General features: G+C 67.9%; 13 protein-coding genes. 4 read left to right on the top strand and 9 right to left on the bottom strand.

The genetic code is table 11. The features are described 5' to 3' along the window. Window positions 1-106: 106 nt before the first annotated feature. From GRF61_RS20990 to GRF61_RS20965, 6 genes are all read right to left on the bottom strand, one after another. A complete protein-coding gene (locus GRF61_RS20990) occupies window positions 107-466 on the bottom strand; it encodes a phenol hydroxylase subunit P4 (protein ID WP_133591330.1) in 360 nt (119 codons plus the stop codon). 191 nt (window positions 467-657) lie between these two features. After that, a complete protein-coding gene (locus GRF61_RS20985) occupies window positions 658-2,211 on the bottom strand; it encodes an aromatic/alkene/methane monooxygenase hydroxylase/oxygenase subunit alpha (RefSeq protein ID WP_169152570.1) in 1,554 nt (517 codons plus the stop codon). A 28-nt stretch (window positions 2,212-2,239) separates the two neighbouring features. Beyond that, on the bottom strand, window positions 2,240-2,509 hold the full coding sequence (locus GRF61_RS20980) for an MmoB/DmpM family protein (RefSeq protein ID WP_169152569.1): 270 nt from the start codon (window positions 2,507-2,509) through the stop codon (window positions 2,240-2,242). A 10-nt stretch (window positions 2,510-2,519) separates the two neighbouring features. Then, window positions 2,520-3,515 carry an aromatic/alkene monooxygenase hydroxylase subunit beta gene (locus GRF61_RS20975; RefSeq protein ID WP_169152568.1) on the bottom strand — a complete coding sequence of 332 codons (996 nt, stop codon included), beginning with the start codon at window positions 3,513-3,515 and terminating at the stop codon, window positions 2,520-2,522. Between the two features lie 97 nt (window positions 3,516-3,612). Beyond that, window positions 3,613-3,888, bottom strand: a complete 276-nt coding sequence (locus tag GRF61_RS20970) for a phenol hydroxylase subunit (protein WP_169152567.1) — start codon at window positions 3,886-3,888, stop codon at window positions 3,613-3,615. 294 nt (window positions 3,889-4,182) lie between these two features. Then, the gene (locus GRF61_RS20965; RefSeq protein ID WP_169152566.1) at window positions 4,183-4,500 is read right to left on the bottom strand and encodes a 2Fe-2S iron-sulfur cluster-binding protein; all 318 of its coding nucleotides are present in this window, start codon (window positions 4,498-4,500) and stop codon (window positions 4,183-4,185) included. A gap of 289 nt (window positions 4,501-4,789) precedes the next feature. Between GRF61_RS20965 and GRF61_RS20960 the strand changes: the two genes are divergently transcribed. The 4 genes from GRF61_RS20960 to GRF61_RS20945 all read left to right on the top strand — a co-directional run bounded on the left by GRF61_RS20960 (window position 4,790) and on the right by GRF61_RS20945 (window position 8,613). After that, entirely contained in the window at window positions 4,790-6,487 is a 1,698-nt protein-coding gene (locus GRF61_RS20960) for a sigma-54-dependent Fis family transcriptional regulator (protein ID WP_169152565.1), read from the top strand. A gap of 237 nt (window positions 6,488-6,724) precedes the next feature. Next, window positions 6,725-7,447, top strand: a complete 723-nt coding sequence (locus tag GRF61_RS20955) for an FCD domain-containing protein (protein WP_169152564.1) — start codon at window positions 6,725-6,727, stop codon at window positions 7,445-7,447. 167 nt (window positions 7,448-7,614) lie between these two features. Continuing rightward, on the top strand, window positions 7,615-7,926 hold the full coding sequence (locus GRF61_RS20950; protein WP_169152563.1) for a BON domain-containing protein: 312 nt from the start codon (window positions 7,615-7,617) through the stop codon (window positions 7,924-7,926). 312 nt (window positions 7,927-8,238) lie between these two features. Continuing rightward, window positions 8,239-8,613 (top strand): DUF883 family protein, encoded by a 375-nt coding sequence (locus GRF61_RS20945; RefSeq protein WP_169152562.1) that lies wholly within the window; start codon window positions 8,239-8,241, stop codon window positions 8,611-8,613. A 59-nt stretch (window positions 8,614-8,672) separates the two neighbouring features. On the opposite strand, the gene GRF61_RS20940 is transcribed toward GRF61_RS20945, so the two are convergent. The 3 genes from GRF61_RS20940 to GRF61_RS20930 form a co-directional block, all read right to left on the bottom strand. Then, window positions 8,673-9,557, bottom strand: a complete 885-nt coding sequence (locus tag GRF61_RS20940) for a YihY/virulence factor BrkB family protein (RefSeq protein WP_169152561.1) — start codon at window positions 9,555-9,557, stop codon at window positions 8,673-8,675. 266 nt (window positions 9,558-9,823) lie between these two features. Continuing rightward, the gene (locus tag GRF61_RS20935) at window positions 9,824-10,786 is read right to left on the bottom strand and encodes a restriction endonuclease (RefSeq protein ID WP_348982453.1); all 963 of its coding nucleotides are present in this window, start codon (window positions 10,784-10,786) and stop codon (window positions 9,824-9,826) included. Between the two features lie 236 nt (window positions 10,787-11,022). Further along, on the bottom strand, window positions 11,023-11,991 hold the full coding sequence (locus tag GRF61_RS20930; protein WP_248281374.1) for a 2-dehydropantoate 2-reductase: 969 nt from the start codon (window positions 11,989-11,991) through the stop codon (window positions 11,023-11,025). Window positions 11,992-12,136 lie beyond the last annotated feature (145 nt).

The following is a 12,136-nucleotide window of genomic DNA, read 5'->3' as shown; positions in this document are numbered from 1 at the left end:
CCGCCGGACTGCTCGCGGACTGCTGACAGAGCCAAGCCTCAGACTGCCCTCAGACTGCCCTCAGACTGCCCACACACAGCCCCTCACAGCCAAGCCGCCGCCCCGCTCAGCTGCACGACCCCGCGATCCCCCTCAAGCCGGGCGTGCGGAAACGGATCACGTCCTTGTGCCGCAGGCCGTTCTCCGCCAGCGATTTGTCGAAGTCCGGCCGCCAGGGCTGGCCGGACTTGAACCACTCGGCCTGCGCCCAGTCGATGCGGGCGAAGTCCGGGTGGTAGCCGAAGCTGCCGGGCAGCACCTCCTCGACCACCGCGCGGAACGGCATGGTCGGCGGGAAGGGAAAGGCGAAGGGGGCGCAGAACAGCAGGTGGTCTTCCCAGCCGATGTAGAGCAGTTGGGCGCCGTGGAACTTCTCGAGCGCGTCGGCGGGCTCGAATTCGTATTTGCCGATGGCAGCGACAGCCATGTCGGGTCTCCTCGTTGTTCAGTGATGTGGGGTGCTGGGGCAGGCAGCGGCGTCCGGGGCCGGCCTCCTTCGTCCGGCCTGGAGCGCGGCGCTCGCAGGAGAGACCTTCCGGCCCCTGCGGCTCCGCTCACCAGCGCCTGGCCGAGGGCCTCGGGATGAACGCCATCGCCTGCCCGCCTGGTGAATGAAGCTCAGCCGTTCTTCGTCGCCTGGCCGCGCCAGAGGTCGAAGTTCTTCTGGTCTTCCGAGCCTTCGAAGTCCAGGTTGTCGCGGCCGAATTCCAGGTGGTAGTACTGCAGCACCGCGGCCAGCGGGTCGAAGCCTTCGGCGGTGGGGTCTGTGCCTTCGGGGAAGCAGTTGCCCTGGTAGATCTGGTGCACCGGCAGCCAGGACTGCACGTACTTTTCCGGCTCGTGCTCGAAGATCGCTTTGCAGTGGTCGGAGCAGAAGTGGTACTTGCTGCCCTGGTAATCCACCTCGCGGTAGCAGATCTTGCTGGGGTCGCCCGGCTCGGTGAACAGCATCGGGATCTGGCAGGTCTGGCATAGCATGGGCAGCGTCTTGTTGTAGAAGCGCTTGCCCTTGGCCGCTTGCTCGCGCCAGAACTCCAGGCGCGGGCGGTAGTACTTGTCGAAGCTCTCCGGGTACTTGGCCGCCAGCCAGTCCATCTCCTCCTTTTCCGGCACCCAGGTGTGGAAGGCGGCCGCGGCGCCGTAGTTGTAGAAGGTGCCCCAGGCCTGGTGGGAGAGGTGGTCCTTCTCCAGCGCGATGGTCTCGGCGCACTTGGGCATGGTGATGCCGTAGCGGGCCAGGTCCTTGAACAGCGCGCCGCCGTTCTCCTCGAAATACACCTCCCAGGCTTCCTTCCAGCTCATGGTCCGCTTCGGCAGCATGTAGTCCATCATCATCGCCACCAGGGTGAGCACCCGGTAGCCGCGCCAGGTCCATTTGTCTATCCAGCGCTGAACGATGGGCAGGTTGTCCGGGTCCTGCTCGAGGATGAACTTGATCACCTCCAGGCCCAGCGTCATGTGGCGCGCTTCGTCCGACTGGGCAGAGAAGCCGAAGGTCATGGTGCCCATGTCGCCGTTGTAGGCGGCGCCGGAGACGAAGGGCACGAACAGCAGGTTGGTAAGCACGTACTCGAAGGAGAAGCCGATGGCCACCATGAACTCGAAGGGGCCGGCGGTGACGGCGTCGTCGAAGAAGCTCTTCGGCACGCTCAAGTACCACACGCGGTCGTGCATGTGGCGGAAGTCGTGCAGGCCGTTGTAGTGCTTGTTGAAGTTGGACAGGGCGTGGATCTGGGTCTGGGCGTGGCGGATCTCGTCCAGCGACTGCATCAGGCAGGCCACCCGCGGGCCGGCGCCGGGGAAGGCGCGGCCGGCATGGGCGAAGCCGCGGTGGGCCATGTATTCCAGCGGGCTGACGCCGGTGAGGAAGAGCTTCACCGTGTTGATGTAGCGCGCATCGGTGACGTTGAGGTGGCCGTTGTTCTGGGCGTAGGCGTCGATGATGGCGTAGAGCTTGCGCTCCTTCTCCGCCTGGTACTTCCAGTAGGCGTCCATGGTGAGGCGGAAGGGGTCTTCCCACTTGTCCCAGTCGTGGATCTTGATGCCCTCGTAGCTGGCGTAGGGGTAGATGTCTTCCTTCTTCTGGTAGCTCGGCTCCCAGTCCAGGCCGCGGGTCATGACCTGGTATTTCTCCTTGAGTCCGAGCTTCTTCTTGGCGACTTGCATGTCCATGGGGTGTCTCCTTTCTTGTGCGGCGCGCTCAGGCGTGCCAACTCAGCGTCAGTTCATCGTCGCTCTCGTCGATGTTTCCGGAGAGCGAGATCAGGTTGATGTGCAGTTCCTGCAGGTCGAAGCCACGGCCGATGCGTTCCTCGATGCTGGCCCGGCGCACGGTGAGGCGGCCTTCGGCGTCTATCTTCACCATGGCCGGCGCTTCGTTGATGCGCGCCTGCGGGTTGTCGGCGGCGATCGCCTCGATGATGGGGCGGGTGTCTTCGTTGGCCTGCAGGGCGATGAATACGGTGGACATCGCATGCTCCTCAGAGGGCCACGCCGGCCTTGGCCAGCCGGGCGTCGAACTGCTGGAGCGTGTCGGCGAGCACCGCCTCGGCGTCCTCGTCGAGGGCGATGCGCGCCACCGGCAGCAGCGCCCCGGCGGCACGATCGCGCCAGTGGGCGATCCACTTCTGCAGCAGCGCCTGGTTGCCGACGGACTCGGCGGCGGCGGTCTTCAGCGTGGCGTCCACCCACTTTCTGGTTTCGCCGAACCAGTCGGTCATGAAGCGGGTGAGCATGGCCACCGCGGTGCCGCCGCGGGCCGCCAGCACGCCGTCTATCACCGTTTCGTACACCAGCGGGTACAGCAGGCCATCGAGCACCACGTTCTGCGCCACATAGAGCTCGAACGGATCCTTCAGCACGAAGCTGTCCTCGACGTAGCGGCGCAGGCCCTGCCAGGCTTCGTCGTCCATCCACGCCGCCTTGGCCTCGTCCAGCACGGCCACGTCGCCCAGCAGCAGGCCGATGCGGGTGAGGTACTGGGCGATGCCGAGCTGGTCCATGGCCTGATAGACACAGGGCTGGGTGAAGGCGGTGCCGTAGCCGTAGGCGCAGATGGCGGCGTTGTTCATGTTCGAACCCCAGGCCACATGGCGCAGCGGCACCAGCAGCTTGAGCACGGTGTCGCGCAGCGCGGCCGGCAGATCGTCGGCGAGGCCGCGGTCTTCGACGAAATCGAAGTTGCCCTCGGCGGTGTCCTGCTGCTTCGCCCGCGCCAGGGCGTAGGCACCGTAGTAAAACTGGCGCGGGTCCTTGAAGGCGTACCAGTCGGCCATACGGATAGCGCTGCGGCTGGGGTCGAAGATCTCGTGCTGCGGATCCCAGGTCGGCCGGTAGTGAAAGTTGTGCGTCGCCTGCAGGTCGAAAGTGCCTTCCTGGTAGCGCGAGGCCGGCTTGTCGCCGCCGATGCGGCGGGCGACGTGGTCGTAGGTTTGGCGCAGCGGCTTGATGCTCACTGTGCGCAGGTCGATATGCATCTGGGTCTCCTCCTTGTGCTGGCCTGTTGCGGCCTTATGAGTGATGCTGGGGTGATGCTGGATGCGGTGGTGGAATCGCTTCTTTCCAGGGTGTCGCTCAGCGGAAGCGCTGCTGCGTCGCCTGGTGCAGGCTCCAGTTCCAGGCGGCAGCTTCGTCCTCCGCGTCGTCCGCCGGCTCGCGGGCGGGCAGTTCGGTGACCGCATTGCGCTGGCAGAAAGCGTCGAAGGCGGCGGCCGGCAGCAGCAGCTCGGCACACAGTTCCGGCTCGCCGATGGCGAATTCGAACTCGATGAGGCCGTCGCTCCGGCGCGCTATCAGGCGGACGAACTTTCTGCTGACGTCGATGGGGGTGGCGGTGGAGGTCGTGGGCATCGGCGGGCTCCTGCGGTTTTGATCCAGTCGGCTCGGTCTTGCGCTCTAACAACACAAGTCGCGTGCCAGAACCCACAGTTCTCTGATAACACTGATATTTTTCATTTTCTCGATATCAAGACGCTGAATAATCCAGCTTTATCGAGTGATCAATTGATCAAATCCGCTGTACTGTTGATCAAATGATCAATCCGGATTTCCGCGTCGCAACAAGGGCTTGCACGTGGCAGACGCAAAAAGGCCGACGGCCGCCCCCTCGCGGGTGGCGGCCGTCGGCCTTTGGGTACGAACAGCCTAGCGCCGTGGCGCGCAGACGCTCTTGCTCATCCCGCCGATCACCTGCAAAGCCAGATCGCTGGCTGGAAAGAGCTTGCAGGCCAGTACCACGCCCGCCTTCTCCTCTTCCTCGCTGACGCAGGCGCGGCTCATCTTCTGGGCCTGGAAGTCGCCGGCGGTCACCCGCACCTTGCACACGCCGCAGCCCCCGCCGCGGCAGCCGACCGGAATGCCGCGGCGGCCCAGCACTTCCATGGAACGCAGCAGGTTCCTGCTGCCGTCGCAGGCGAAGGTCTCGCCACTGTCCTGGATCAGGACGGAATAAGGCTTGTCCATGCTTGTCGTCTCCTCCCGCCGATACGTGCCGGCGTGTTGTGGATCATCCGGTCACTTTGCGTGCCGGGGCGTGGTACTCATCCAAGTTCCGTGCCACACTCGAACATAATTTCGAGATTATTGGACAGCGTCAACAATCCGCCTCACGCATCGAGGCCAGGCAAGGCATGACTTTCGTGCAAGCTGGGGTATCGTTGCCGCTGACCAGCGCCCACGGTGCAGGCCATCAGAGCCCGCCCTGGACAAACCCTAGGCAGCCGCCCGGCAGTGGCCGGCACCAGGAGGAGACGTGAAGGAAATCCGCTACCCGGAGAACGCCGATCTGCGGCAACTGCTCCGCTTTTCCGACAAGGACGGGCTGATCTGGCTGGGCGAGCACCGCATGGTGCTGCTGCACAGCGCGGCGCTGTCCGAGCTGCGCAAGGAGCTGATCGAATCGGTGGGCGCCGAGCAGGCGCGCCGCATCCTCACCCGCATGGGCTTCGCCTCCGGGCTGCGCGATGCCGAACTGGCGCGCAAGATCCGCGGCAGCGGCAATCTGGTGGACGCCTTCGTGGTCGGCCCGCAGCTGCACATGCTGGAAGGCTGCGTGGAGGTCGAGCCGGTGCGGCTGGACATCGACGCCGACGCCGGCAAGTTCCACGGCGAGTTCATCTGGCGCCAGTCGTGGGAGGCGGAGGTGCACGTGCAGCAGTTCGGCGAGGTGGACCACCCGGTGTGCTGGATGATGATCGGCTATGCCTCCGGTTATACCTCCGCCTTCATGGGCCGCTTCATCCTCTACCGCGAGACCGAATGCGCGGCCACCGGCGACGGCCATTGCCACATCGTCGGCAAGCCGGTGGAGGACTGGCCGGACGCCCACGAGCTGACGCCCTACTTCGAGCCCGACTCCATCGTCGGCCGTCTGCTGGAACTGCGCGAGGAAGTGGAGGCGATGCGCCAGCGCATCGCCTGTCCGCGCAGCATCCCCAACCTGATCGGCACCGCCGCCGGTTTCCGCAACGCCTACGAGTTGGTCACCAAAGCGGCGGACACCAACGTCACCGTGCTGCTGCTGGGCGAAACCGGCGTCGGCAAGGAACGCTTCGCCCGCGCCCTGCACGAGCTCAGCGCCCGCAAGGAGGCGCCCTTCATCGCGGTGAACTGCGCGGCGCTGCCGGATGAGCTGATCGAGTCCGAGCTCTTCGGCGTGGAGCGCGGCGCCTTCACCGGCGCCCATGCCTCCCGCGCCGGCAAGTTCGAACGCGCCGACGGCGGCACCCTGTTCCTCGACGAAGTGGGCGAGCTGCCGCTGCCCGCCCAGGCCAAGCTGCTGCGGGTGCTGCAGGAAGGCGAGATCGAACGCCTGGGCGACGAGCGCACCCGCAAGATCAATGTGCGCCTGGTCGCCGCCACCAATGTGGACCTGCAAGAAGCGGTGGCCGCCGGCCGCTTCCGCCGCGACCTCTATTACCGCCTCAACGTCTATCCGGTAACCATCCCGCCGCTGCGCGAACGCGTATCGGACATCCCGCCGCTGGTCGAGGCGATGAACGCCCGCTTCTGCTCGCTGCACGCCAAGCGCATCGCCGGCATCACCGACAAGGCCATGCTGGCGCTGAAGAGCCACCACTGGCCGGGCAATGTGCGCGAGCTGGAAAACGTGATCGAACGCGGCGTGATCCTCGCCCCGGCCAACGGCTGGGTGGAAGCCGAACACCTCTTCGTCGGCACCGTGCCGGTGCCCGACGCCCATGCCTGCATAGACCGCAGCGGCAAGCTCGGCGATCAGATCCCGACCGGCCTGGATCTGCCGGACGCGGTGCTGGACGCCGGCCTGTCGCTGGAAGCGCTGGAACAGGACATCCTGCAGCGCGCGGTGCAGCGGGCCAAAGGCAACCTCGCCGCCGCCGCCCGCATGCTGGGGATGACCCGGCCGCAGCTCAACTACCGGCTGAAGAAACAATCTGCGCGCGGCGGGGAATCAGCCGCCGCCGGCTGCTGAACCTGGCGTGCCGCCCGCCTTGGCTTCCGGCGGCCACCCGCCCCTGCCTGCCGCGCGCGCTGCTCGCGGCGGGCAGCTTCAGCACGGCCGGAGGATTTGCTGCCACCGGCTCGCCGGAGACCCCAGGGAGCGGCCTGATTCTCGGACAAGCTACCTAAAACCGATAATTCTTTTGCCAACAGAAGAAATGACGCCTCCGCTAGAATCCCGTCATCCCGAACCCGCCGCAGCCGCCTCATGATCAGCACCGCCACCGCCGGCACGACCGATGCACAGGAACCCAAGACCCTGGTTGAAGGCGCCTACCATCGCCTGCGGCGCGACATCATCGAGGGCGTGCATCCGCCGGGCGAGAAGCTGCGGGTGGAGCATCTCAAGGACCAGTACGAAGTCGGCGCCGGCACCCTGCGCGAAGCCCTGCTGCTGCTGGTGACCGACGCCCTGGTGGTGGCCCAGGGCCAGCGCGGCTTCCGGGTGGCACCAATCTCGGTGGCGGATTTCGAGGACATCACCCGCACCCGCGTGCTGCTGGAGACCGAGGCCCTGCGCCAGTCCATCAGCCTGGGCGACGACGCCTGGGAAGCCGACCTGGTGGCGGCCTTCCACCGCCTCTCGCGCGCCGAGCAGAAGCTGGCCGACCACGACACCGGCACCACCGAGGAATGGGAGCTGCGCAACCGCGCCTTCCACGAGGCGCTGATCGCCGCCTCGCCGTCGCGCTGGATCCGCCACTTCCAGCACATCCTCTACCAGCAGTCGGAGCGCTACCGCCGCATCAGCCTGTTCCGCCAGCCCATCGTGCGCGACATCCACGCCGAACATCAGGCCATCTTCGACGCCACCCTGGCGCGGGATGCAACGCGGGCGACCTCCATCCTCACCGAACACATCCTGCGCACGCTGGACGCGGTGAAGCGCATGCCGGCGGACTTCTTCACCCGGCCGGGCACACCACGCTGAACGCCGGCGCACCAGGCCGCGGCGGCGGCCCCGTGCGCACAAGCAGGATTCCTCCTACACGCTAATCCGCCGTTGCGGACATTTCCCGGCAGGCAGCGCTCCTATAGTGCAGACAGACCTTCCCCGAATCACCGGCAGGTCAGGCACAAAAACCCAAGGAGAATGCCATGCGACACACCGCCCTCAGCCTCGCCCTTTCCGGCCTGCTCGCCTTCACCGCCGTGGGTTGCGCCGTCACCCGCGATCAATCCACCGTCGGCCAGTATGTGGACGACGCCACCATCACCACCCGCGTCAAGGCGAAGTTCGCCGAAGACAAGGCGGTGAGCGCCATGGCCCTGCAGGTGGAAACCCTGCGCGGCACCGTGCAGCTCTCCGGCTTCGCCAAGAGCAGCGCCGAGAAGAGCCGCGCCGGCGTGCTCGCCGAATCCGTGCCCGGCGTGAAACAGGTAAAGAACGACATCGTCGTCAAGCCGTAAGCCAGGCGGCGCCGCCCCGGAGGCGGCGCCCCTGTTTTTGCCCCCCGTTTTGCCCTTTCGCTTGCGGCTGCGGTTCATACCCGCCGCGCGGCCTCCAAGACGCCCGCTCCGCCCGCATCCCCTGCCGGCGCAGCGGGCCTTGCCTCGGGCGGGCGGCCCGCAGCCTCGCTCCGAGTGCGCAGACGGTCAGCATCTTCCTACAGGGGAATCCACCCCGGCTGACAGGGACGACGGCCGACGCGGCGTAAGCTGAAGTCATCGCCGGGCCTGTCTCACCCGGCTTTTACATCCTCAACGCCCAAGGAGAACGACATGGCACGGACCAGCACCCGCACAGCTCCGACCGCTCCCGACATCGATACCCCGATGGATCAGGCCAACACGCCGCAGCTGGCGGAAACGGACACCCTGGACAGCATCCTGCAGGAATTCCGCAGCGTCTCCGACGAGAACCTGCCGGCGCTGCGCCAACGCCTGGACGACCTGCTCGCCGCCGGGAGCAAGACCGGCACCGCGTACTACGCCACCCTCAAGCGCAGTTCCGGCCGCCTGGGCCAGCTCGCCAGGCATGAGCTGGAGCACTCCCGCGAAGTGGCCGACGGCTACGTGAAGGAAAACCCGTGGCGCACCGTCGCCATCGCCGGCGGCGTCGCCTTCCTGGGCGGCCTGCTGCTGGGCCGGCGCTGAGGCGGCAAACGCCCCGGTGAGAAAACGGCCGGCTCCCCAAGGAGCCGGCCGTTTTCCGTTCAGGCCGCTCCCGCCGCCTCGCCCAGGCGTTGCGCCTGCTTGTGCCGCAGTTCATGCACACGGTGCAATTGCCGCGTCACCTCGGCGCCGTAGAGCAGAATCATGGAAACGTAGTAAACCCAGACCAGGATGACCGCCAGCGAACCGGCGGCGCCGAAAGTGGTGCTAACCGAGGCGCGGCCGAGGTAGAGGCCTATGCCCCACTTGCCCACCTCGAACAGCACCGCGGTGACGAGCGCGCCACCGAACACCGTCTTGAGCCGCAGCGGAACCGGCGCCAGCACCTTGTAGATGATGGCGAACAGCCCGGCCTGCATCAGCAGCGCGATGATGGCCTGCAGCGCCCAGGCCACCCACAGCAGCGAGGCGATGCCCTGGGTGAGGTACTGGCCGACGACGACGATGGCGGCGCTGGCGATCAGCGACACCATCAGCAGGAAGCCGACGCCGACGATCACCGTCAACGCGCGCAGGCGCTGCAGCACCATGCCCAGCCAGAAGGTCTTGTAGGTGCGCCGAGCGCGGAAGATGCGCTCGAAGGCGGCGCCCATTTCCATGAACAACGCACTCGCCCCCAGCGCCACCGAGAACAGCGCCACCGCGCCGGCGACGATGCCATCGCCCGATTCGTAGCTCGCCGCCAGCAGGCGCTGCACCAGCGCCGCGCCCTGGGCGCCCAGCAGTTCGCCCAGCTCCGCCACCACCCGGCCTTCCACCGCAGCCTGCCCGAACACCAGCCCGGCCACCGCCACCGCGATGACGAGGATGGGCGCCAGCGCGAAAGCGGCGTAATAGGCCAGCGCGGCGGCATGGGTGGTGCAGCGGTCCTTGGCCCAGGCCTGGCCGGCGCGCAGCGGCACTTTCCACAGAGCGGGATCGATCATCGGCAACTCTCCTCCTGGTGGCCTGACGGCGCGCAAGGGCGGCACGCCCGCCGCCATTTCACCATGAGGCTGGGGCTGGTCAAAACAGGGAGAGGAAGAGCGCGGTGCGCGAAATCCCAAGCGCCCCGGAGCAGGCCGCGTGGCGGTCGCCCCTGGCGGCTGCCCGCATGTGGCCCGGCTTCAGCTTGCGCGGGTGGGAAAACTCAGGGACGGATGCGCCGCCCCTTACCGGGGCGGCCCCGCCAGGCAGCATCGCGGCAGGAAGCCTAGACGGTCTCTTCCTGCACCAGCCGCCGCATCGGCAGCCTGCCCCGGCAGCCGGGAAAGCGGCGGCAACCCCAGAAGGCGCCGCGCGCGCTCTCGCGGGCGATCATCTTGTCGCCGCATTGCGGGCAGCTGGGCGTGGTCCAGTCGCCCTCGGTCGCCAGCGCCAGCAGGCGGGCGGACGCTTTCTCCGGCAGCCGCTGCAACATGGCGAGGAAGAGCCTGCCATCCACCAGGGTGATGCGATTCTCGGCGGCAAAGGCACGCGCCTCCGGGCTGAAACCGCGCGGCGCCATGAAGAAGCCCTTGTCCACCTTCTCGTGCGCCATCACGCCGCGCAACTCCCGCACCGTGGCCACGCCCACCGGCCGGCTCAGCGCCTTGCACTGGACCACTGCGGTCGCCCGGCTGGCGTCGGCATCGTCCTGGAACAGGCGGATGTCCACCCCGCCGTCCGCGCCCAGCACCGTGGTCCGGGCAGCAATCCCCTTCTCGCGGTAGAAGGCGCAGCACAGATCCTCGAAGCGCTTCCACTCCACCTGGTCCAGCACCGCCAGCGACCAGGCGGTAGGCCGCGGCGGCCGCTCCGGTGGTGGCTCGGCCACCGGGCCCTCAGCTGGGGCGCTTGCCGCGCGCCCCAGCTCCGCGGTCGTCTTTCCGCCAGCGCTCCCGCCTCCTGCAGACACTGGCGGCCGTGCCTGCGTCTGGTCGCGGAAGGCAGCGCCGGCGGACAGCGCGTCCGCACCGCCAGCACTGGCGGGCGGCCGGCCGAGGAAGCGGATCACCGCGATGGCCGCAAACAGGAAGGCCAGCACCCAGGCCGGCAGCGCCAGCATGTTGAAGATCGGCTGCAGCAGCGGATGGCCGGCGGCATAGCTTGGCAGGACAACGGTGCCGGCAAACAGGCAGCAGGCGGAAAGAAAGGCGGAAAGCCGCCAGTCCGATTGCATCGCCAGGGCGATCACGCCCTGCTTTTTTCTTCTTTTGCGGTAAGCGGCCATCGCTTGCCGGCTGGCCCCGCGCCGCGGGAGCCCGCCGAATACCTCGCTGTGAAAGTGGTCAATTGCCTGCGATGGTACTTTTCGGGAAATACATCGGCATGTGGCATGGATCACGCCGCGGGGAAATCGGCACTCCAGGATCACCGCCCGGCGCGATATTTCCGACAACGGCCGCGACGGCCAGGCCGTCGTCGCCGCCTTCAAGCCGGCGGGCGGCTCTCCGCGAAGGCGGCCTCCTGCAGGCACACCAGCCGGTGCAGCGCCCTGTGGGTGGGCACTTCGGCGCCCTGCGCTTGCGCCATGTGCAGCAGCACGCCGGTAATGGCATCCAGTTCGGTGCGGCGGCCCGCCAGCAGGTCCTGCAGCATGCTGGTGCGGTTGGCGGCGGTGGCCCGCACCACCGCCCACACCCGTTCCCGCGCCTGCGCTTCGTCCAGCGTCAGGCCGGCACGCCGCAGCACCGGCCAGGCTTCGGCCACCAGCGCCTCCACATAGGGCGGATAGGGCGCTTCCAGCAGAGCGCCGGTAGGCACCCGGAATACCGCCGTCAGCGGATTGAGGGCGAGGTTCACCAGCAGCTTGGCCAGGCGGGCGGCGGCGATCTCCGGTTCCACCCGCGCCGGAAAACCGGCTTCATCAAGCCAGCGCGCCAGCACCTCGAAGCCGGGCGGCAGCAGCGTTTCACCGCAGCCCACCAGGGTCACCGCCCCGCCATTGCGGTGCGCGCCCATGGTGGTGATGCCCTGGCCCACCAGCGGCACCCCGGGCGCTGCCTCCCGCAGCCGGGTTTCCACCAGCCCGTTCTGCAGCGACAGCAGGCCGCGCACTCCCATGGCAGCCGCCGCGCCGGCCGCGGCGGCGGTGTCGCCGGCCTTCACCAGCAGCAGGGCCCACTCCGCTCGCGGCAAGCGCGGCGCCGACCAGGCGTCCGGCCGCCAGTTGCTGCCATCCACCTGCACACCGGCCCGCAACCCGGCCGCGCGCGCCGGCGAGGACGCCACCAGCGCCACCGCCATCCGCCGCGCAAGCCGGGCGCCGATGCTGAGGCCGAGCGCGCCGGCGCCTATGATGACAAGCGGATAGGGCTCCCCATCCTGCCCCGGCTGCCCCGGCTGCCCCGGCTGCCCATGCGCCCGCGCCGATGCGCCCATTTCACTGTTGCCGTCCATGTCCGCCCACCTTCATCCGGATTCGCATGCCGGCCCGCCGACGATGCCGATAGGGCCGGCAGTTTAGGGGACTGCGCGCCGCCCGGGCGCAGGCAGGGTGCGCCGGCCCTCCGGGCGGCGCAACCGCCAGCGCCCCACCCCGCGC

The organism is Azoarcus sp. TTM-91 (assembly GCF_012911025.1).
In the GTDB taxonomy this organism is placed as follows: Bacteria; Pseudomonadota; Gammaproteobacteria; order Burkholderiales; family Rhodocyclaceae; genus Azoarcus.
The sequence above is the reverse complement of the archived record's forward strand: the minus strand, read 5'-3'. Positions and strand labels throughout refer to the sequence as shown.

What these genes read in the sequence shown, in the direction of transcription:
- GRF61_RS20990 (WP_133591330.1), bottom strand. Translation starts at nt 466, where the DNA reads ATGGCTGTCGCTGCCATCGGCAAATACGAATTCGAGCCCGCCGACGCG.
- GRF61_RS20985 (WP_169152570.1), bottom strand. Translation starts at nt 2,211, where the DNA reads ATGGACATGCAAGTCGCCAAGAAGAAGCTCGGACTCAAGGAGAAATAC.
- GRF61_RS20980 (WP_169152569.1), bottom strand. Translation starts at nt 2,509, where the DNA reads ATGTCCACCGTATTCATCGCCCTGCAGGCCAACGAAGACACCCGCCCC.
- GRF61_RS20975 (WP_169152568.1), bottom strand. Translation starts at nt 3,515, where the DNA reads ATGCATATCGACCTGCGCACAGTGAGCATCAAGCCGCTGCGCCAAACC.
- GRF61_RS20970 (WP_169152567.1), bottom strand. Translation starts at nt 3,888, where the DNA reads ATGCCCACGACCTCCACCGCCACCCCCATCGACGTCAGCAGAAAGTTC.
- GRF61_RS20965 (WP_169152566.1), bottom strand. Translation starts at nt 4,500, where the DNA reads ATGGACAAGCCTTATTCCGTCCTGATCCAGGACAGTGGCGAGACCTTC.
- GRF61_RS20955 (WP_169152564.1), top strand. Translation starts at nt 6,725, where the DNA reads ATGATCAGCACCGCCACCGCCGGCACGACCGATGCACAGGAACCCAAG.
- GRF61_RS20950 (WP_169152563.1), top strand. Translation starts at nt 7,615, where the DNA reads ATGCGACACACCGCCCTCAGCCTCGCCCTTTCCGGCCTGCTCGCCTTC.
- GRF61_RS20945 (WP_169152562.1), top strand. Translation starts at nt 8,239, where the DNA reads ATGGCACGGACCAGCACCCGCACAGCTCCGACCGCTCCCGACATCGAT.
- GRF61_RS20940 (WP_169152561.1), bottom strand. Translation starts at nt 9,557, where the DNA reads ATGATCGATCCCGCTCTGTGGAAAGTGCCGCTGCGCGCCGGCCAGGCC.
- GRF61_RS20930 (WP_248281374.1), bottom strand. Translation starts at nt 11,991, where the DNA reads ATGGACGGCAACAGTGAAATGGGCGCATCGGCGCGGGCGCATGGGCAG.